At 72.4% G+C, this 20550-nt stretch carries 19 protein-coding genes and 1 riboswitch; of the genes, 14 read left to right on the top strand and 5 right to left on the bottom strand.

The features are described from left to right. Positions 1-9 precede the first annotated feature (9 nt). The 12 genes from C7M71_RS01170 to C7M71_RS01115 all read left to right on the top strand — a co-directional run bounded on the left by C7M71_RS01170 (position 10) and on the right by C7M71_RS01115 (position 12349). Positions 10-1131 (top strand): acyl-CoA dehydrogenase family protein, encoded by a 1122-nt coding sequence (locus C7M71_RS01170; protein WP_111489136.1) that lies wholly within the window; start codon positions 10-12, stop codon positions 1129-1131. Positions 1132-1162: 31 nt separating this feature from the next. Continuing rightward, positions 1163-2266: an acyl-CoA dehydrogenase family protein gene (locus C7M71_RS01165; RefSeq protein ID WP_111489137.1), complete on the top strand. Its 1104-nt coding sequence runs from the start codon at positions 1163-1165 to the stop codon at positions 2264-2266. Further along, complete coding sequence (locus C7M71_RS01160; RefSeq protein WP_111489138.1) at positions 2263-3468, top strand: thiolase family protein; 1206 nt, start codon at positions 2263-2265, stop codon at positions 3466-3468. Before C7M71_RS01165 ends, C7M71_RS01160 begins: the two co-directional genes overlap by 4 nt. Before the next feature lie 133 nt (positions 3469-3601). Then, on the top strand, positions 3602-4831 hold the full coding sequence (locus tag C7M71_RS01155; protein WP_229758456.1) for a CaiB/BaiF CoA transferase family protein: 1230 nt from the start codon (positions 3602-3604) through the stop codon (positions 4829-4831). Between the two features lie 70 nt (positions 4832-4901). Further along, positions 4902-5834, top strand: coding sequence for an SDR family oxidoreductase (locus tag C7M71_RS01150; RefSeq protein WP_111489140.1), 933 nt, complete (start codon positions 4902-4904; stop codon positions 5832-5834). A 1-nt stretch (position 5835) separates the two neighbouring features. Next, positions 5836-6693: a MaoC family dehydratase gene (locus C7M71_RS01145; protein ID WP_111489141.1), complete on the top strand. Its 858-nt coding sequence runs from the start codon at positions 5836-5838 to the stop codon at positions 6691-6693. Further along, positions 6690-7112 carry a Zn-ribbon domain-containing OB-fold protein gene (locus C7M71_RS01140; RefSeq protein WP_111489142.1) on the top strand — a complete coding sequence of 141 codons (423 nt, stop codon included), beginning with the start codon at positions 6690-6692 and terminating at the stop codon, positions 7110-7112. The genes C7M71_RS01145 and C7M71_RS01140 overlap by 4 nt, the downstream gene beginning before the upstream one ends. Next, positions 7109-8245, top strand: coding sequence for a thiolase C-terminal domain-containing protein (locus C7M71_RS01135; protein ID WP_111489143.1), 1137 nt, complete (start codon positions 7109-7111; stop codon positions 8243-8245). The genes C7M71_RS01140 and C7M71_RS01135 overlap by 4 nt, the downstream gene beginning before the upstream one ends. A gap of 44 nt (positions 8246-8289) precedes the next feature. Beyond that, positions 8290-9114, top strand: coding sequence for an enoyl-CoA hydratase/isomerase family protein (locus C7M71_RS01130; RefSeq protein WP_114914122.1), 825 nt, complete (start codon positions 8290-8292; stop codon positions 9112-9114). A gap of 104 nt (positions 9115-9218) precedes the next feature. Further along, positions 9219-9530 carry a hypothetical protein gene (locus C7M71_RS01125; protein WP_111489145.1) on the top strand — a complete coding sequence of 104 codons (312 nt, stop codon included), beginning with the start codon at positions 9219-9221 and terminating at the stop codon, positions 9528-9530. Between the two features lie 15 nt (positions 9531-9545). Further along, positions 9546-11045, top strand: coding sequence for a class I adenylate-forming enzyme family protein (locus C7M71_RS01120; protein WP_111489146.1), 1500 nt, complete (start codon positions 9546-9548; stop codon positions 11043-11045). A 53-nt stretch (positions 11046-11098) separates the two neighbouring features. Continuing rightward, positions 11099-12349 carry a class I adenylate-forming enzyme family protein gene (locus C7M71_RS01115; protein WP_111489147.1) on the top strand — a complete coding sequence of 417 codons (1251 nt, stop codon included), beginning with the start codon at positions 11099-11101 and terminating at the stop codon, positions 12347-12349. A 28-nt stretch (positions 12350-12377) separates the two neighbouring features. On the opposite strand, the gene C7M71_RS01110 is transcribed toward C7M71_RS01115, so the two are convergent. The 4 genes from C7M71_RS01110 to C7M71_RS01100 all read right to left on the bottom strand — a co-directional run bounded on the left by C7M71_RS01110 (position 12378) and on the right by C7M71_RS01100 (position 15811). Beyond that, a complete protein-coding gene (locus C7M71_RS01110) occupies positions 12378-13802 on the bottom strand; it encodes an EF-hand domain-containing protein (RefSeq protein WP_111489148.1) in 1425 nt (474 codons plus the stop codon). Between the two features lie 107 nt (positions 13803-13909). After that, the gene (locus C7M71_RS30440; RefSeq protein ID WP_162824094.1) at positions 13910-14074 is read right to left on the bottom strand and encodes a hypothetical protein; all 165 of its coding nucleotides are present in this window, start codon (positions 14072-14074) and stop codon (positions 13910-13912) included. Between the two features lie 13 nt (positions 14075-14087). After that, on the bottom strand, positions 14088-14903 hold the full coding sequence (gene ppk2 / locus C7M71_RS01105; RefSeq protein WP_111489149.1) for a polyphosphate kinase 2: 816 nt from the start codon (positions 14901-14903) through the stop codon (positions 14088-14090). 38 nt (positions 14904-14941) lie between these two features. Continuing rightward, a complete protein-coding gene (locus C7M71_RS01100) occupies positions 14942-15811 on the bottom strand; it encodes a universal stress protein (protein ID WP_111489150.1) in 870 nt (289 codons plus the stop codon). A 175-nt stretch (positions 15812-15986) separates the two neighbouring features. Further along, positions 15987-16157: riboswitch (M-box (ykoK) riboswitch) on the top strand. 273 nt (positions 16158-16430) lie between these two features. Here C7M71_RS01100 and C7M71_RS01095 point away from each other — a divergent pair. Beyond that, entirely contained in the window at positions 16431-16616 is a 186-nt protein-coding gene (locus tag C7M71_RS01095; RefSeq protein ID WP_111489151.1) for a hypothetical protein, read from the top strand. A 100-nt stretch (positions 16617-16716) separates the two neighbouring features. Here the strand turns inward: C7M71_RS01095 and C7M71_RS01090 are convergent, their stop codons facing one another. Then, a complete protein-coding gene (locus C7M71_RS01090) occupies positions 16717-18945 on the bottom strand; it encodes an APC family permease (RefSeq protein WP_111489152.1) in 2229 nt (742 codons plus the stop codon). A gap of 579 nt (positions 18946-19524) precedes the next feature. Between C7M71_RS01090 and pstC the strand changes: the two genes are divergently transcribed. Continuing rightward, positions 19525-20547: a phosphate ABC transporter permease subunit PstC gene (gene pstC / locus C7M71_RS01085; RefSeq protein WP_229758455.1), complete on the top strand. Its 1023-nt coding sequence runs from the start codon at positions 19525-19527 to the stop codon at positions 20545-20547. The last annotated feature ends 3 nt before the right edge of the window (positions 20548-20550 follow it).

The following is a 20550-nucleotide window of genomic DNA, read 5'->3' as shown; positions in this document are numbered from 1 at the left end:
GGAGAACCGATGGACCGACTGCTGCATGAGCTGAGAGCCTTCCTGGAGACCGAGACCCCCCGGTTCCACGAGAAGTGGGAGGACCGCGCCGACTCCTGGGAGGCGCGCTGCGACTGGCAGCGCACCATGGCCGCAGGCGGGTGGGCGGCACCGGCCTGGAGTCCGGAGCACGGCGGCCGCGGCGTGGGCGTCGCCGAACTGCTGGCGATCGAGGAGGCGACGGCGGCCTCGGGTATGCCCGCGCTGCCCGGCATGCTGGGGCTGAAGAACGTCGGCCCGACGATCGCGGCGTGGGGGACCGAGGCGCAGAAGAGGCACCTGGCGGGAATCCTGACCACCGACGAGGTGTGGTGCCAGGGGTTCAGCGAACCCGGGGCCGGATCCGACCTGGCCGGGCTGCGCAGCCGGGCCGTGCGGGACGGGGACGACTTCGTCGTCAACGGCCAGAAGATCTGGACCTCCAACGGCATGTATGCCACGCATATGGAGCTGCTGGTCCGCACGGACCCCGAGGCGCCGAAGCACCAGGGGATCTCCGTGCTCCTCGTGGAGATGGACACCCCCGGCATCGAGGTCCGGCCGATCCGGCAGATCAATGGAGAGGCCGAGTTCGCCGAGGTCTTCTTCACCGACGTCCGAGTGCCGGTCGGCAACCTCCTCGGACCGCTCAACGCGGGCTGGCAGGTCACTCGGACCACGCTCGGCCATGAGCGCTCCGGCGTCGCCATCTTCACCGCCCGGTTCGAGAAGCAGGTGCGTGAGCTGATCGCCGACCATGTGCCGGACGGGGACCGCCCGCCGCTGCCGCCTGCCCTGGTCGACCGGCTGGTGGGCCACTACATCGAGGCCCGGGTGCTCGGAATGCTCAGCCGGCAGATGATGTCCCGCCTCGCGGCCGGGCAGGACCCCGGCCCGGAGCAGTCGGTGATCAAGCTGGCCTGGAGCGAAGCCCTCCAGCGCCTCGCCGGGACCGGCTTCGAGCTGGACGGGCTCGACAGCATCGCCGCCGAGCAGGGCACCGACCCCGGCCATGAGTACCTCACCGCCCGCTCGGCCACCATCGCCGCCGGCACCTCGCAAATCGTGCGCACCATCCTCGCCGAACGCGTTCTGGGCCTGCCGCGCGGCTGAGCCCGAGTCAGCAACCGCCCCGGAGGGATCCATGCAGACCACCACATCCGATGAACGCGAGGAGTTCCGCCGCGCTGTCCGCGGCTTTCTCGCCCAGGCGTCGACCGAGGACGAGGTCAGGCGGCTGATGGCCGACCCCGTCGGCTACGACCGCGGGACATGGCAGCGGCTGACCGGGGAGCTGGGCCTCTCCGCCCTCCTGGTCCCGGAGAGCGCCGGAGGCCAGGGGCTCACCCCGGTGGAGATGGCCGTGGTGCTGGAGGAGACCGGGCGCTCGCTGCTGTGCGCCCCCGCCTTCAGCAGCGCGGCCGTCGCCACCCTGGCGCTCCGCTGCGCGGACCGCTCGCTGACCGGTCCGGTCCTGTCCGGACTGGCCGCCGGCAGCACCCTGGCGACGCTTGCCTCGGACCAGGTCCCCGGCCGGGCCGTGACCGCCGCCGAGGCCCCCGGCGGCTGGCGGCTGAGCGGCGCGGTGACGCATGTGCTGGACGCGCACATCGCCGACCTGCTGCTCGTCCCGGTCACCGCCGACGGCAGGGTCCGGCTCTTCGCCGTCGGCACCGGGACGGAGGCGGTCGAGGTCCACCGGCTCTCGGTCCTGGACCTCACCCGCAAGCAGTTCCGCGTCGACCTGTCGGCCGCCCCCGCGCAGCTGCTCGACGACGACTTCGGCGCGGGCCTGGAGGCGGCCCTGGACGGCGCCGCGATCCTGGCCTCGGCGGAACTCCTCGGCGCGGCGGGCAGATGCCTGGAGCTGGCGGTGGCGTACGCGCTCGAACGCGAGCAGTTCGGCAGGCCGATCGGCACCTTCCAGGCCGTCAAACACCTGCTGGCCGACTGCCTGTCGGCCGTGGAGCAGATGCGGGCGGCGGTGGGCGCCGCAGCGGAGTTCGCCGGGCCGGAGAGCGATCCCGCCGAACGGGCCGAGATCGCCTCGGTGGTCAAGAGCTACTGCTCGGAGGCGGCGCCCAGGGTCGCCGAGACCCTCATCCAGGTACTCGGCGGCATCGGCTTCACCTGGGAGCACCCGGCCCATCTCTACCTGCGGCGCATCAAGTCCCTGGAGATGATGTACGGCAACGCCGCCCGGCACCGGGCCAGGCTGGCCCGGACGCTGGAGCTGGAGCCGGCATGACGGCGCACCCCGCACACGATGCGGTCATCGTCGGCGCCGTCCGCAGCCCGCTGGTCCGGGGCCGGGCCGACGGGGCCTTCGCCGGGCTCCATCCGGTCGACCTGCTGGCCCAGGTCCTCAGGGGCCTGGTCGACACGGTGGGCGTCGATCCCGCCGAGGTCGACGACGTCATCGGCGGCTGTGTGACCCAGACCGGCGAGCAGAGCTCCAACATCACGCGCAGCGCCGTGCTGGCCGCAGGCTTCCCGGAGTGCGTCCCGGCGACCACGGTCGACCGGCAGTGCGGTTCGAGCCAGCAGGCCGTGGCCTTCGCCGCGCAGGGCATCGCCTCCGGCGCGTACGACCTGGCCATCGCCTGCGGTGTGGAGTCGATGAGCCGGGTGCCGATGTTCAGCAACACCGCCGGTGCCGACCCGTATGGGCCGACCCTCGCGGCGCGGTACGACGGCGGCCTGGTGCCCCAGGGCATCGCGGCGGAGCTGGTCGCCGCCAGGTGGGGGATCAGCCGGGCCGCGCTGGACGAGTACGCCGTCCGCTCCCACACCCGCGCCGCCGAGGCCCGCGCCGCCGGCCACCTGGGCCGCAGCATCGTGCCGATCACCACGGCCGACGGGGTCGCGCCGGTGACCGCCGACAACGGCATCCGCACCGACACCGATGCCGCCCGGCTCGCGGCGCTGCGGCCCGCCTTCGCCGACGACGGCTACGCCCGGCGGTTCCCGCAGATCGACTGGCGCGTCACGGCCGGGAACTCCTCGCAGATCAGCGACGGCGCATCCGCCGTGCTGCTGGCCAGCCGGGAGAAGGCCGCCCGGTTGGGCCTGCGCCCGCGTGCCCGCTTCCACACGTCGGTCGTCGTCGGAGCCGACCCGGTCATGATGCTCACGGCGGTGGTCCCGGCCACCGCCAAGGCGCTGCGCAGGGCGAATCTCACCATCGACGCCATTGACGCCTTCGAGGTGAACGAAGCCTTCGCCTGTGTGCCGTTGGCGTGGCTCGACGAGACCTCGGCGGATCCGCGGCGGGTCAATGTGCACGGCGGTGCGATTGCCCTCGGCCACCCGCTCGGGGCGTCGGGCGCACGGCTGCTGTGCACCCTGCTGGATGTGCTCGAAACCGGCGGGGGCCGCTTTGGGCTCCAGACCATGTGCGAGGCCGGGGGCCTGGCCAACGCCACCGTCGTCGAGCGCCTGGACGTATGACGACGAGTCGCCCCAGGGGCTTGCCGAACAGTACTGATCTCTATACCGTAAGCCATACCGTTTGAGGTTTTGGAAACGTGCGACTCCGTCGCGCCGCCACCTGTCCGGGGCGGTAGCCGCTCAGCTGAGGGAGATGAGGAGCATGGCCGGCGTCCTCCAGGGAGTCCGTGTCGTCGAGATCGCGTCGTGGACCTTCGTCCCGTCGACCGGTGCGGTGCTCGCCGACTGGGGTGCGGATGTGATCAAGGTCGAGGACGTGCGCGGGGGCGACCCCGGCCGCAGCCTCGTCATCTCCGGTCTGCGGCGCGGCGACGCCAAGGCGGACCGCGACTTCATGATGGAGATCGGCAACCGGGGCAAGCGCAGCATCGGCCTCGACCTGCGCACCGAGACGGGCCGCGACATCCTGGCCCGGCTGGTGAAGTCGGCCGATGTCTTCCTCACCAACTGGCTGCCCGACGCGCGTCGCCGCCTGAAGATCGATGTGGAGGACATCCGGGCCATCAACCCGGACATCATCTACGCCCGGGGGTCCGGGCACGGCCCCCGGGGCCCGCAGGCCCACCAGGGCGGCTTCGACGCGGCCAGCTATATGGCCCGGGGCGGCGTGGCCTTCGCGGTGACCCCGCCGGAGAACGGCCGGCCCATCGCGCAGACGCCCGCCTTCGGCGACCTGCCGAGCGGGATGACCCTGGCCGGAGGAATCGCGGCGGCGCTCTACCGCCGGCTCGCCACCGGCACCCCGAGCGTGGTGGACGTCTCGCTGCTCTCCCAGGCCGTGTGGACGATGAGCCCCGACATCATGGCCGCCGAGTTCTTCGGAGTCGAACGGACGGCCATGACCGACTCCAGCCTCTCTCCCAACCCGGTGGTGCAGAAGTACCGCACCAGCGACGGGCGGTGGATCCAGCTGGTGTTCCTGCAACCGGACCGGTACTGGGACGCCTTCGTCCGCCGGATCGGCAGGCCCGAGCTGGCCGACGACCCGAGGTTCACCCCGTCCAGCCGGCTCATCGCCAACGCGGAGGCGGCGACGGCCGAGCTCAACGCCGTCTTCGCCGAACACGACCTCGACCACTGGACCAAGGCGCTGGCCGACGAGGAGGGCGTCTGGGCGGTGGTCGCGTCGCCCCGCGAGGTGCTCAGCGATCCGCAGGCGCTGGCGAACGACTACTTCATCGCCAATGTCGACGAAGCGGGCGTCGAGTACCGGATGGCGGGCAGCCCGGTGCAGTTCGACGAGCGACCGCCCGCGCCGGCCCGGGCCCCCGAACACGGTGAGCACACCGAGGAGATCCTGCTGGAATTCGGCCTCAGCTGGGCGGAGATCGCCGTGGCCAAGGACTCCGGGGCGGTTCTGTAACCGCCGTCGACAACGCTTTCACGACGCTGCTGACGACCTGTCACAGCGGCTATCGAAGGGATGCGGGAACATGGTTGAGGCACAGGGTCCGCTCAGCGGGCGGGTGGTCGTCGTCACCGGGGGCGGGCGCGGAATCGGGCGTGAGCACGCCCTGGCGTTCGCCCGCGCCGGTGCCGCCGTCGTCGTCAACGACCTGGGCGGAGCGGGCGACGGTACGGGATCGTCCTCCGGCCCCGCGCAGGAGGTGGCCGAGCTCATCCGCTCCGAGGGCGGGGCGGCGGTCGCCAACAGCGACGACGTCTCCGACGAGCAGGGCTCGGCGCGCATTGTCGAGCAGGCCGTCGAGGAGTTCGGCGGCCTGCATGTGCTGGTGAACAACGCGGGCATCCTGCGCGACAAGACGCTGCTCAACATGGACTTCGAGGAGTGGGACAGCGTCGTCAGGGTCCACCTCCGCGGCACCTTCGCGATGACCCGGGCCGCCGGCCGCTTCTGGCGCGACCAGGCCAAGGCGGGCAAGCCGGTGGTCGGGCGGGTGGTGAACACCTCCTCGGGCAGCGGACTCTTCGGCAACTTCGGCCAGTCCAACTACGGGGCGGCCAAGGGCGGGATCGCCAGTTTCACGATCATCGCCGCCATGGAGCTGGCCCGCTACGGGGTCACGGTCAATGCGATCGCTCCGGTGGCCAAGACCCGGCTGACCGCGACCGCCGGGATGTCGCTCGACATCGAGGAGGGCTTCGACCCGCTGGCGCCCCAGCATGTCTCGCCGTTTGTGGTCTGGCTGGGCAGCGAGCGGTCCGGCGGCGTGACCGGGCGGGTGTTCAGCGTGGTGGGCGGCTATGTCGGGGTGGCCGAAGGCTGGCGGATCGGCTCGTCCTTGCAGGTCGACGGCCCGCTGACGTTCGAGGCCATCGAGGAGCGGTTCCCGGCCGTCTTCGAGAAGGCCGCCGGGAACGTCAGCGTCTTCGACTCCCACCCGTACGGACCGCAGGAAGGCTGACATGGCGCTCGACTTCTCCATCGTCGGCAGCGCCACCGAGCCGCACCCGGTCACCTGGACCTCCGACCAGGCGCTGCTCTACGCCGTCGGCGTCGGCGCGGGCACCGACGAGTCCATCGACGAACTGGCGTTCACCACCGAGAACACCCGGTCCGTCCCGCAGTCCGTCCTGCCGACCTTCCCCGTGGTGCTCGGGTACGGTGCGCCGCGCCTGTCCTACGGCGACATCGACCTGACCAGGATGGTCCACGCGTTCCAGTCCGTCGAGATCACCGGACCGCTGGCACCCGAGGGGAGCGGCTTCTACTCCTCCACGGTCACCGGCATCCACGACAAGGGCAGCGGCGCGCTGATCACCACCGAGTCGCTGCTGACCGGCCCGGACGGCTCGCCGCTGGCCCGGATGTCGGGCGGGGCGTTCCTGCGCGGTGAGGGCGGCTTCGGCGGCGACCGGGGGCCGAGCACCACCTGGGCGGCGCCGGACCGCGAGCCCGATGTGGTGGTCGAGCAGCGGACGGTTCCCTGGCAGGCCCTGCTCTACCGGCTGTCCGGCGACCGCAACCCGCTGCACTCCGACCCCGCGTTCGCCGTGGCCGGCGGCTTCCCCCGGCCGATCCTGCACGGCCTGTGCACCTATGGCTTCGTCGGCCGCGCGATCCTGCACGCCGCCGCCGGGTCCGATCCCGCCCGCTTCCGCTCGATGAGCGCCCGGTTCTCCGCGCCGGTGCTGCCCGGTGACACGCTGAGCACCGCGCTCTGGCTGGAGGACGGCGAGGTCCTCTTCGCCACCCGCACCCAGGACGGCACCTCGGTGCTCTCGCAGGGACGTGCCGTGGTCGAGCCGGAGGGCGCCCGATGAGCAAGCGGTTTGTGCCGGTGCCCACACCGGAGACCCGGACCTTCTGGGACAAGGCCGCGGAGGGCGAGCTGTGGCTGCCCAGGTGCGGCGCCTGCGGCGAGGTCTTCTTCTATCCGCGCGCCTGCTGCCCGCACTGCGCCTCCGACGAGGTGACCTGGACCAGGGCCTCCGGCCGGGGGACCGTCGAGTCGTTTGTCATCAACCACATGCCCGCGCCGGGCTACGAGGACGACGCGCCCTATGCCATCGCCTTCGTCCGACTGGACGAGGGGCCCCGGCTGACGGCGAACATCGTCGGCATCCCGCAGACCCCGGACCACATCCACGTCGGGCTGCCGGTCGAAGTCACCTTCGAGAAGCGCGGCGACCTCTCGCTGCCGCAGTTCCGGCCCCGGGTCGGGGAAGGAGCACGCCCGTGACGTCCACGGTGGTCATCGCAGGAGCGGCCGAGTCGGCCCGCATCGGCATCGTGCCGGACCAGTCGGCGATCAGCCTGGCCGCCGAGTCGGTGCGCACCGCACTGGCCGAGTGCGGCCTCACCCCGGCCGACGTGGACGGGATCGCGACGACCCTGCCCCCGGTGGACGTCGCCCACTACCTCGGCATCCGGCCGCGCTGGCTGGACGGCACCATGGTCGGCGGCTGCTCCTACATGCTGCATGTCCGGCATGCGGTGGCCGCCATCCGGTCCGGCGCCGCCTCCGTGGTCGTGGTCGCGCACGGCGAATCCGGCCGGTCCCGGGTCGGCGCCCCCGGCTGGAGCCCGAACCCCTCCAGCGCGGTGGGCCAGTTCGAGCAGCCGTACGGGGTGTCGGGCACCTTCTCCTGGTTCACCCTCCCCGCCATGGCCTATCTGCACCGGTACGGCCTGAGCCATGAGGCGCTTGCCGCCGTGCCGGTGGCCCAGTCCGCATGGGCCTCGCAGAATCCCCGGGCGCTGCGCAACAAGCTGCTGGACACCGAGGCGGTGCTGAACTCCCGGCTGATCGCCTGGCCGTTCCATGTGCTGGAGTGCTGCCCGCTCACCGACGGCGGCGGCGCGCTGGTGCTGATGTCCGCCGAGCGGGCCGCCGACCTGCCGATGCGCCACCGGCCGGTGACCGTACGGGGCTCCGGGGAGTCGAGCGAGGGCCCGGGGCCCTCCTCGATGGAGGACCTCACCACCTTCGCCGGCTTCCGGGAGGCGGCGGCCGCCGCCCTCCGGGAGGCCGATCTGACCACCGCCGACATCGACCACCTGATGGTCTACGACGCCTATGCGCACATCCCGCTGTACGGCCTGGAGGACCTGGGCTTCGTCGGCCGTGGCGAGGCGGTGCCCTTCATCGAGAGCGGGGCCACCCTGCCGGGCGGCTCGCTGCCGATGAACACCAACGGCGGCGGGCTGCTGTACACGCACACCGGCATGTACGGCATGTTCGCCATCCAGGAGGCGGTGCGCCAGCTGCGCGGTGACGCCGCCGTCCAGGTCGACGGCGTGCGCACCAGCCTGGTCCAGGGCATCGGCGGCATGTTCAGCGCCGCCGGAACCCTGGTGCTGTCCGACTCCTGACTCACCGCTGCCCCGACATCCCTCCGTACGGACAGGTGGACACCATGCTTGACGACTTCTCCGCGGTCGGTCTCGACTTCAAGGTCGCGGACGGCATCGCCTGGCTCACCATGAACCGGCCGCAGCTGCGCAACGCCGTGGACCACCCGCTGCGCAACGCGCTGATCGCCGCCATCGCCGAGGTGCGCGACGAGCCCGAGATCCGCGCCGCGGTCATCACCGGTGCCGGCAACGCCTTCTGCTCGGGGGCCGATCTCTCCCAGTCGGACCACATCGAGATCCGGCCCGACGGGCGGCGCGGCTCACCCGCCAACATCGCCCGCGAGGACGGCCGCCGCTTCGGCTGGTGGCGGCTGATCCGCGATCTGTGGGAGAACGAGAAGCCCTTTGTCGCGGCGGTGAACGGACCGGCGTACGGCTTCGGCTGCAACTTCGCGCTGGCGTGCGACCTGGTGATCGCTGCCGAGTCGGCCCGCTTCTCCGAGGTCTTCGTCAACCGGGGACTGCCTCTGGAGGGGGCTGGCGCCTATCTGCTCGCACGGTCGGTGAGCCCGGTGCGGGCCAAGGAGATCGCGCTGCTCGGCGAGCCGGTGACCGGTGCTCAGGCCGAGGAGTGGGGGCTGGCCAACCGCTGTGTGCCCGACGACCGGCTGATCGAGGTCGCCGGTGACTTCGCCCGCCGGCTGGCCGCAGGGCCGACCATCGGCCTGGGGCACATCAAGGGCCAGCTCAACGACGCCTACGACAGCTCCTTCGACCAGGTCTGCAAGACCGAGGTGACCCTGCTGGGCCTGGGCATCGGGGACGACGCCCAGGAGGCCATGCAGGCCTTCAAGGAGCGCAGGGCGCCCCGGTTCCGAGGCCGCTGAGCCGGCGGCAGGACCATATAGACAAGCTTACGGTATCTGATACCATAAGCTTAGTGGCCAGCGCCGCCGTCCAGGGCGGCCACCCAGCACAGGGAGCAGCGACGATGACAGAACTCGCAGTGGGAACGCATCTGCACAGCGCCGTCGGCCCGGTCGAGGTCATCGTGGTCCGAGGGCCGTCCCAGCCCCTCCGCGTCCTCCACGCGGGGGCTCCCCTGCTGGGGCCGGGCGAGGCAGCGCCCGAGGCGCCCGGCGCGGTGGAGGCGGCAGGGGCGCAGACGCTCCTCGGCAAGCGGTACATCCACGAGGCCTCCGGCCTGGAACTGCTCTGTGTGAAGCCCGGCCCCGGCTGCCTCTCGGTCGACGGCGAACCCCTTCCGGTCAAGACCGCCAAGCAGCTTCCCGCATCGGACTAGTGAGGGATGGGTGTTGTGAACCTCCTGACTCTGCTCGACATGGTCGCCGCCGGCCACGGCGACCGCCTCGCCCTCGGGACCGCGCAGAACGGCCTCACCGGCGAGCAGCTGCGCGACCAGGCCTACGCCGGCGCGTCCCAGGTGACCGCGCAGGACATCGACACCGTCGTCTTCATGGGCGAGAACGGCCCGGCCTTCCCGCTGGCGCTCTTCGCCGCCGCTGCCGCCGGTGTGCCGCTGCTGCCGCTGAACTACCGCCTGGCGCGCGAACAACTCCACGACGCCGTCGCCCGGCAGGGCCGCACCCTGCTGATCAGCGACGACACCGCACTGGCCGGCCTCGGCAATGTCGTGCGGGCGATCGGGCTGCGGGACTGGACCGAGCTCTGCGCCGGACACCCGCCGACCCCGACGGCACCGGTCCAGCCGGACCCGGACGAGGTGGCCGTCCTCCTGCTGACCAGCGGGACCACCGCGGCACCCAAGAGCGCGGTGCTCCGCCACCGCCACCTCGCGGCCTATGTGCTGGGCAGCGTCGAATTCGGCGGCGCCGACGCCGACGAGGCCGTGATCGTCAGCGTGCCGCCCTACCACATCGCCGCCGTGGCCAACCTGCTGTCCAACCTCTACTCCGGCCGGCGGGTGGTCTACCTGGAGACCTTCACCGCCACGGCATGGCTGGAGACGGTCGCCGCCGAACGGGTCACCCACGCCATGCTGGTACCGACCATGCTGGCCCGCATCGTGGACGAGCTGGAGCGCGGCGACACCCCGGCGCCGACGACGCTGCGCTCACTGTCGTACGGCGGGGCCCGGCTCCCCAGCACCGTGCTGGAACGCGCGCTCACCCTGCTGCCCGGCACCGGCTTCGTCAACGCCTACGGCCTGACCGAGACCTCCTCCTCGGTCGCCGTCCTCGGGCCCGAGGACCACCGGCGGGCGCTGGACAGCGAGGACCCCGACGTTCGGGCACGGCTCGGGTCCGTCGGACGCCCGCTGCCCTCGGTGGCCATCGAGATCCGCGACGAGGCCGGACAGCCCTGCCCGCCCGGAGCCATCGGCATGATCTACGTCAAGGGTGCACAGGTCGCGGGGGAGTACCGGGAGAGCGGCCCGGTCACCGACGCGGACGGCTGGTTCGCGACCCGCGACGAGGGCCACCTCGACGCGGAGGGGTACCTGTTCGTCCGGGGCCGCGCCGACGACACCATCATCCGAGGCGGCGAGAACATCGCCCCGGCCGAGATCGAGGCCGTGCTCCAGCGCCACCCGGACGTCCGCGACGCCGCCGTCGTCGGGATACCCGACGAGGAGTGGGGCCAGCGGATCGGCGCCTTCATCGTGCTGAAGCCCGGCGCCTCCGCCACCGAGGACGGCATGCGCGCCTTCGTCCGGCAGCGGCTGCGCTCGTCCAAGACCCCCGACGCGGTCCACTTCCTCGACGAACTGCCGCACACCCCGACCGGCAAGGTCCTGCGCCGCGAACTGCTGGCCCAGGCGCCGCAGCCAGCGTGACGGTACGTCAACGCCCTCTCCCAGGTGTCGCCGACCTGTGCACCGGAGGACACATGAAGTCACCGCAGAGCCTCACCGCACCCTCCGGCGCGCGCCCCGCGACGCTCGCCACCGCCCTCTCGGCCGCAGTGCGGGAACACCCCGGCGCAGCCGTGGTCTTCCCCGGCCCCTTCGGCACCGTGGCCCTCGGCGGCCGCGAACTGCACGAGCGGGCACTGCGGGTCGCCGCAGGGCTGCGCGCCCTGAGCGTCGCGCCGGGCGGCGTGGTGGCGGTCCACCTCCCGGCCGGGGCCGAGAACGCGGTCGCCCAGGCGGCCGTCCTGCTGAGCGGCGCCGTCCTGCTCCCCGTCGACCCGGCCACCGGCACCGGCGAACTGCGGCGCCTGCTGCGGAGGTTCGCGGTGGCGGCGCTGATCACCCCGGCCCCCGTGGCGCACCACATACTGGGCGCCCGGGCCCTGCCGGACGGCCTCCCGGAACTCCAGCAGGTGATCGCGGTGACCAGCATCTGGTCGGCCTCCTGGGTCCCCTCGGACGCCGTGGACTGGGCCGTGCTGGAGGCCTTCCGGCCGCTGCGCGAGCCGGTCCCGGCGCGGCCGGACGACGTATGCCTGCTGGTCGGCCCCCGGGGCGTCCGGCACACCCACCGGGCGGTGCTCGCCGCACTCGATGCGCTGCGGGGCCTGCGGTACGGCCGCCCCGTCGCCGGAGCGCACCTGGACCTGCTGCCGCCGGGTCGGCCCGCTTCGGTGTACGCACTGCTGCGCGCCCTGGTGCACGGTGTGCCCACCGTGGTGCCGGAGCGTCAGGACCCCGCCACCCTGATGGAGCTGATCGGCCGCCATGGGGTCACCACGGCCGCCGGTGACTCCGCTGCCCTGGCCGCGCTCCTGGACGGTGCCGACCGGGCGGGCACGCGCATCCGCTCGCTGCGCGAGTTCCTGGCGTACACGACCGTGCTGCCGACCGCGCTGGTGGAGCGCGCGGAGCGGTCGGGCGTCGCCGCCTTCCGCTCCTACGGCCTGCCCGAGCACCCCACCATCGCCTCGGGCTCCTGGGCCGACCCGCTGGCCAAGCGCTGCGGCACGGTCGGCCGGCCGGTACGGGACACCGAGATCCGCATCGTCGACCGCGAAGGAGCGGAACTCCCCGAAGGGCAGCGGGGCGAGATCCAGTCCCGGGGGCCGGGCCGCTTCGCGGGATACGGCGACCGGACCCGCGACACCACGGCGCTCACCGCCGACGGCTGGCTGCGCACCGGCGGGGTCGGCCATCTGGACGGCGAAGGGTTCCTTGTCGTGTAGGCCGGGGTTCCGCTGCGGATCGGACGGCTCAGGGGCGGCCGAGCAGCTGGCTGCCGGCGGCCAGGCCGCTGCGCGCCGTGAAGAACTCGGTGAACCCGTGGACGAACTCCTCCTCGGTGAGCCGCCCGTCCCCGTCCCGGTCCAACTGGCGGAAGCCGTGGGACAGTTCGGCCGGGTGCACCCGGGAGCCGAAGACGGTGCGGTACTCGTCCGCGTCCAGGAAGCCGCTGCCGTCGGTGTCCGCCGCCCGGAAGACGGCGCGTACCGCTCCATGCAGGCCCCGCTCCAGATAGTCCGGGTCGCGGTCGCAGCCGGCGATGGTGGCGGCCACGAACTCCGCCTTGCTGATCCGCCCGTCGCCGTCGCTGTCCATGGTCTCGCGGATCTGCTCCCACCAGGCGTCGAAGGCGGCATAGACCTCCGCCTCCCCGCCCTCGGTGAGTTCCAGCTGCCAGCAGACGTTGTGCGCCATCGAGCGGAGGTCGTGGGCGTCGATGAAGCCGTCGCCGGTCTGGTCGAGGACCTGGCTGAAGAACTGTCCCAGCTTGGGCCTGCGCGTATCGCGCCGCAGCCACCCGGGCCGGTCCGGGTGCCGGGGGGCCGGAATGCGCACCTGGTCCGAGGACGGCGCCGGGCGGCCTGGAACCGCGTGCACCCGGTAGCGCCAGCGGTCCGGCAGCCGGGTCGACAGCCGGCCCGCTCCCCGGTGCAGCACCCGGGAGAGCAGTGCCGCGCGCCGCGTCCTGGCCAGCCCGAACCGCTCCCGGTACGCGGGCGGCAGATCCGCGAGGGTCAGCGAGGTCAGCACCGAGGCGATGACCGACCGCAGCAGCGGCCAGGCCGGGCCGAGGAAGCGCAGCCGCCGAGGCCGAGGGGCCTCCCGGAGCATGTCGAAGAGCAGATAGCGCACCTGCGGGCCGAACTCCAACTGCTCGCGGACGACCGCGTCGACATAGCCGGGCACCTCGGCGGCGCTGCCCGGCAGCACCTCCGGCGGCAGCTCGAACGCGGCGAGGATCGGGGCGAATTCGGCGTAGAGCTGCTCGGACTCCTCGGGGGTCAGCGGGTCGCCGGACAGCTCCCGCATCGCCACGGCCGACTCATACAGGGTGATCAGCACCCAGGCCCGGGTGGCCGGGTCCTGCGCCGAGTAGGCGCGGCCGTGCTCGTCGGTGCCGGTGATCCGCTTGTGCGCCCGGTTCAGCCGGGCGACCTCCCGCCGCAGGCTGTCCCGGTCGGAGAAGACCAGGCGCTGTCCGCTCTCCATGGTGTGCTGCACCCGGCGCCAGGGGTGGGCGCGGTACGTGGAGTGCTCCGCAGTCCCTGCGGCGACGGCCGGATGCGAGGTCTGGAGGACCAGCAGCCGCCAGGCGACCAGGGCGAGGCGCCACTCGCCGAGGTGGCGCCGGAGCAGTGAACCGGGGCCGGGGTCGGGACGATCGGTGCTGTCCATGGGCGAACTCCTGGGGTGCGTGCGGATGTCCTCGCCCACCCGGTCTGCTCTCCCCGGCCGCCGGGAAAACTCCTCCCAAATAAGTCATACCGGTCCACCCCGGCGGATCAGGGGTCCAGGCCGTAGCGGGCCGCTGCCCGGCGGACCGTCTCCGGCTTGAGGTCGCCCAGGGCGGCCAGGGCGGCCAGGGCGGCCAGGGCGACGCGGAGGTACCGGACCTTGGGTGAGTCCTCGCCGGGGTGGGCGTAGGGCACCAGCTCGTCGCCCAGCACGGGGCAGCGAGGGTCAGGTCAGCGACGCCGCATGATCGGGCACATAGGTCTGGAGGTCACGCGGCGGGCGCTCATAGCCGGTGGCGGGCGGGCGCGGCGGCAGCTCCAGCGGCGGCCGCTCCACCTCGCGGTACGGGACCGTGGAGAGCAGATGGGCGATCATATTGATCCGGGCCCGCCGCTTGTCGTCGCTCTCCACCACATACCAGGGCGACTCGGGGATGTCGGTCCGGGCGAACATCTCGTCCTTGGCCCGCGAATAGGACTCCCAGCGGGTCAGGGACTCCAGGTCCATCGCGGAGAGCTTCCAGCGCCGCATCGGGTCCTCCAGCCGGCTGCGGAACCGCTCCTCCTGTACGGCGTCGCTCACCGAGAACCAGTACTTGCGCAGCAGGATGCCGTCCTCCACCAGCATCCGCTCGAAGACCGGGCACTGCTGGAGGAAGCGCCAGTACTCCTCCTTGCTGCAGAAGCCCATGACGCGCTCCACCCCGGCGCGGTTGTACCAGGAGCGGTCCAGCAGCACGATCTCGCCTGCGGCCGGCAGTTGGGCGGCATAGCGCTGGAAGTACCACTGGGTGCGCTCGCGGTCGGTCGGCACGGGGAGCGCCACGATCCGGGCGACCCGTGGGTTGAGGTACTCGGTGATCCGCTTGATGGTGCTCCCCTTGCCGGCCGCGTCGCGGCCCTCGAAGACCACCACCAGCCTGGCGCCCTCGGCCCGCACCCACTCCTGGAGCTCCACCAGTTGGGCCTGGAGGCGGTACAGCTCCTGCTCGTAGACCGCGCGCGGCAGCCGGTCCGGCGCCTGCCGGGTCTTCTTCGCCATGGCCCGATCTCCTTCCTGCTCCCCGGGGGGGCGGCGGGTCAGTCCAGGGGGACGACCGCGACCGGACACGGAGCATGGTGCAGCACGGCGTGGTTGACCGGGCCGAGCTGGAGTCCCGGGCGGCCCCCACGGCGGTGGGCGCCGACCACCAGCAGATCGGCATCGGCGGCGGCCTCCAGCAGGGCGGCGTGGCGGGCGCCCTGGCGCGGCTCCAACCCCAGCCGCACCCCGGGATGGGCCGCGGTGGCATCGGCCACCGCAGCCTCCAGCAGCTGCTTGGCCCGCAGATACGCACCGTCCACGACCGCGCTCATGGCCGGCCCGTACAGCAGCAGCGGGTCGGGGGTGGGACGCCAGGCGTGGACGGCGTCCAGCCTGGCCCCCCACACCTCGGCCCGGTCGAAGGCGAAGGCCGCCGCCGGGCCGCAGGAGGCGGGATCGCCGACGCCCAGGACGATCCGGCCATGGCGCCGCTCCACCGCGTCCTCCTCGCCGCGCACCACCACGACCGGGCAGGTCGCGCGGGCGGCGGTCTGAAGGCTCACCGACCCCAGCAGCAGACCGGTGAAGCCGCCGAGCCCCCGGGAGCCGAGCACCAGCAGCGACGCCTCCGGCGCCGCCCCCAGCAGCGCCGCGACCGGCGCCTCCGGCAGCACCTCGGCCCGGACCTCGATGCCCGGCCGGCGGCCCGAGGCCCGTCCGGTCGCGGTGGCGACCAGCTCGGCCACGTCCCTGCGCGCCCGCGCCAGCTCGGGGCTGTCGGTCGGATCGGGCTCGTAGCTGTCCCAGAGCGAGGCGTGCACCAGGCGCAGCCGCGCACCGTCGCGGGCGGCCTCGTCCGCCGCCCAGTCCACGGCGCGGAGACTGGACACCGAGCCGTCGATGCCCACCACCACGGGAAGCGGCATGGTTCTTCTCCGTCCGGACGGGAGACCGTAGAGGCGATACAGAGCTCCCGTCTCCGTTCCCGTCTCCGGCCGGTACATGCCTGCGAAGGCCGTGAAGCCCGCCCGCATGGCCCAGGAGACCACCGGCAGCGGACACCGCTTGACGGGGGCGCGTCCGAGAGTTCCACTGGGCGCGACAGCACCTCGTTCGGTGAGGCGTCTGCATGGACACAGGCCGCTGACCCCACGACGTCGAGAGACGCCCAGGGTCAGGACAGGTCTCCCCGGCTTAAGGGGTGACCCCAGGCGGCTTCCCGGCAAGGGATCACGCCGTGCAGTGCCGAAGCTCTGACATGAGGGGTGCCCGCCACCGGGTGCACGCCGTTTCCACGGCGTCCGTGTGTGGCGTGACCATGACGCCGTGGTCGCCACGGCGCTGAGCGCAAGGAGGTGAGCGTCGGGATGACCGGCGATTGCAGTACCCCGTCCCGTTCCGTCGCACCCCTTGCGCGCGACGCGTATCGCCGAGCCTGACCGCCGGTGGTGCGGCAGGCCGTGGCAGACGGCCGGCCGCCCCGCATTCCCGCGGCTCCGGGCCGGTGGTGTCGCCTGGGGTGCCTTCCTCCGAGGGAGGCCCGCCATGACCATCACTCTCACGTTTCCGCGTCTGCCCCTGACCATCGACCGGCAGAGCGCACTGCGGGTCCTGCTGCCCGTGGCCGAGTTCGCGGTACCGGCGCTCGCCGAGGCCAGCGGGGCGTCCTTCCTGCTGCGTCTGGGGCTGGCGGCCGGGCTGAAGGTCGCCAGGAGCGCCGCGCACCTCTGAGCCCGGACCCGATCGAGCCCGGACCCGACCGAGCCCGGACCCGACCGAGCCCGGACCCGACCGAGCCCGGACCCCCGCCGGTGCGGGGCCGCACATGGACCTACACATGGAAGGGGACGGAGGTGACGACGATCTTCGGCAGAGGGCGGAGCGTCCGCCGCAGCCGAGGGGCGATCCTGCTGTGCAGCGCGCGGTGCCACCAGTGCCGCGCGACGACCTCCGGCAGGATCACCGTCAAGGTGAGATCCGGGCGCTGCCGGTGCAGTGCCTCGATGTAGTTGACCAGTGGGGCGACGATCGCGCGGTAGGGGGAGACCACGACCTCCAGCGGCAGATGGTCGCCCCACTGCGACCAGTAGCCCCGGAAGCGTTCGGCCTCGTCCTCGCCGGGGCTGATGTGGAGCGCGAGAACGGGCTGCTGGAGCGAGGCCGCATAGGCCAGCGCCCGCATCCCGGCGAGGTCCAGGGAGGCGAGCGGGACGACCGACAGATGGTGGATCTCCTCCGGCGTCTCCTCGGTCTCCGCCGACTTCCCCGCCCCGTTCCCGGGCGCGGTGGGGAGGGCCGGTCCCCGCGCGGGGATCGTGTGCATGGGCAGCTCGATGGCGCAGGGGTGCAGCCGCAGCGCCCGGCCGACGGTGTCGTAGTGGTGCCGGATGCGCATCGTCACCAGGATGAACAGGCCGACCGCGAGGACGGCGACCCAGGCGCCCGAGGTGAACTTGGTGATCCCGGCGGTGATGAAGACCACGGCCGACAGCAGGCCGCCGGTGGCGTTGAAGAAGAGGCTCTTGCGCCAGTGGCGGTCGCGCAGACGCCACCAGTGGACCACCATTCCGGCCTGCGACAGCGTGAAGGCGAGGAAGACGCCGACGGCGTAAAGCGGGATCAGCGAGGCGGTCTCGCCGCTGAAGGCCACATAGACCACCGTCGCCGCGACCGACAGCAGGATGATCCCGTTGCTGAAGGCGAGGCGGTCGCCCAGCCGCAGGAACATCCGAGGCGCGTGGTCGTCGCGCGCCAGCAGGAAGAGCACCCGGGGGAAGTCGTTGTAGGCGGTGTTCGCCGCGAGCAGCAGCACCGCCGCCGTGGCCGCCTGCGTGAAGATGTACATCGGCCCCGCGCCGAAGCTGCGATGGGCCAGCTGCGACAGCACGGTCTCCCTGGCGCCGGGTACGACACCGTCCAGATGGACCAGCGCGACCGTGCCCGCGAAGAGCGCGATGAGCAGGCCGACCATCCAGGTCAGGGTGGTGCGGGCATTGCGCCAGGCGACGGGTTCGAACGCCGGTACCGCATTGGAGATCGCCTCGATGCCGGTCATCGCGGTCGCACCGGAGGCGAAGGCGCGCATCACCAGCAGCACGCCGACGCCCTCCGTGGCGTGCAGCGGCGGGGGTGCGGCCGGGTGGAAGCCATGGCCGGCGGCGTCGAAGAGGCCGACGGCGACCAGCGCGAAGACCGCGAGGATGAAGGCGTAGGTCGGTGCCGCGAAGAGCGAGCCCGCCTGCCGGATGCCGCGCAGGTTCCCGGCGAGCAGCGCGGCCACCACGATGACGCCGATCGGGACGGTGGCGGCGGCCAGCGACGGAGCCGCCGAGGTGATCGCCGCCACCCCGGAGGCGATCGACACGGCCACCGTGAGGATGTAGTCCGTCATCAGGCCGGCGGCGGCGATCAGGCCCGGTACCCGGCCCAGGTTGTCGCCGGCCACGATGTAGGAGCCCCCGCCGTGCGGGTAGGCGCGGATCGTCTGGCGGTAGGAGACCCCGACGGCCAGCATCAGAAAGGCGATCGTCGCGGCGATCGGCAGCGAGTAGCCCAGCCCCGCCGTGCCGCCGAGGACCAGGATGGCCAGCATGGCCTCGGGGCCGTAGGCGACGGATGACAGCGCGTCGGCGGACAGCACCGGCAGCGCCACCAGTTTGCGCATCCGCTCATGTGCGATGGCGGTGCTCTTCAGCGGAGCCCCGAGCACCACGCGCCGTACCCGGTGGCCGACGGCTCCTGGCCGGGAGGTAGGCGCCTCGGCTCCGGCGGTCGTCTCGCCCGCAGGCGGCTGCCCGCCGAGAGCGGAGATGGGCACCAGGCGGTCGAAGCGGGCCGGGACGATCTCCTCCGGGGAGGGGAACCGGCCCAGGTCGGGGTCGACGGGCAGCGCCCGACGCCAGACCCCGGGGTCGCCCGACACCCGCTTCCATGCGCGGCCCACCCGGCGCAGCACCCGAAGCTGCTCCTCGTCGAGCCCCGGCAGCAGGGCGGAGGGATCGGGGGTACCGGCATCCCGTGCGTCGCCGCTGCCGCCCTGGTGTCGAAAGGTGTCCGCCATGTGACTCAGTGTCACCCATGGCCCGGCATCAGCACGGCGGGCGCGACCGGCGGGCCGGGAGTCGACCCCGGGCGCGTCCCGGCCGCTTCGCGGAGGGGGCGCTGGGCACGGGACGCGCCCGGGGAAGCTGCGCGGGTGAAGAGGGTCGCTCTCCACCCGCTCATTGCCGGAGTTCTCCGGCGAGGCGATGGATGTCCGCGGGGTCTGTCAGGACGGGCCGCGTGAATCCATTCGCGGAACGAGTCGGAGAGAGACTCGCACCACCGTCCGGAGGATTCGGTGAAACCGAATCTCCCGGGCGGGCAACGCCAACGTAACAGCCTGGTTCGGAGCGTTCCAAGCACGGTCGGAAACAGGGGCAGTGCAATTGTTGACGTCGAAAACCCGTCACCCGCCGCCGTGTCGGCGCCAGCCGGTCGTTCGTGGAGAGAATATGACGCTTCGCCGGTTTTCACCGTCTCTCCATGTGGCCCTCACGCCATCTGAACATGGAGTGTTCACTGTTCGATCACCTGTTTCGGGGCGTAGGGATACCGCCGACTCCTTGAATCGTCCCCATCCGAGATGGGGAAGTGACACGTGGCAGCCACAGGAGTGGTATCCGGCAGGTCTCGGCCGGACGCGGGCGATGCGCCGCGCCGTCCGAGCGCGGCCATCGGGGTCGGTGACCGGCTCTTCCGGGGCCAGCTGACGCTGGCGGGGGTGGCCGTACTCGCCGTGATGGCGGCGGTGGGGCTCTTCCTGCTGCTGAGGGCGGGACAGGCACTCAGGGTGCAGGGCTGGGCGTTCGTCACCACCGAGCAGTGGCAGCCCGACGTCCACAACTTCGGCATCGCGGCCGTACTCACCGGCACGGTGCTGATCGCCGGAGTGGCCGTCGCCTTCTCGCTTCCGCTGGCGGTCGGCACCGCGCTGTTCATCTCCGAGATCGCCCCGCGCCGACTGCGTCGCACGCTGATCGCCCTGGTGGACCTGATGGCCGCGGTGCCGTCGGTGGTCTACGGCCTCTGGGGGCTGTTCCTCCTCCAGGGCCGGATGATCGGGCTGTCGCGCTGGCTGTCCACCTGGCTGTCGTGGGTGCCGTTCCTGCGGGTCGACGGCGCCGAACCCGGCCAGCCGCTGGCCTCCGACAGCGTCTACACCGCCTCCACCTTCATCGCCGGCGTCGTGGTGGCGCTGATGGTGGCGCCGATCCAGTGCTCGGTGATGCGCGAGGTCTTCTCGCAGACCCCGGCGGGGGAGCGGGAGGGTGCGTACGCGCTGGGCTCGACCCGATGGGGCATGATCCGCTCGGTCGTCCTCCCGTACGGCCTGGGCGGGATCATCGGCGGCACCATGCTGGGCCTGGGCCGGGCCCTGGGGGAGACCATCGCCGTCTACCTGATCATCTCCCCGGTCTTCCAAATCCAGCCGCACATCCTCCAGACCGGTGCCAACTCGGTCTCCTCCCTCATCGCGCTGCACTACGGCGACGCCTCCGACTTCGGTATGTCGGCGCTGATGGCGGCAGGACTGGCGCTCTTCCTGCTGACCCTGGTGGTCAACTTCAGCGCTTCGTGGATCGTGTCCCGCTCGCGTTCCGGCGCAGAGAGCGAGGGGTGAGGA

Source organism: Peterkaempfera bronchialis, assembly GCF_003258605.2.
In the GTDB taxonomy this organism is placed as follows: Bacteria; Actinomycetota; Actinomycetes; order Streptomycetales; family Streptomycetaceae; genus Peterkaempfera; species Peterkaempfera bronchialis.
This window is presented reverse-complemented; position numbering and strand designations above follow the sequence as displayed.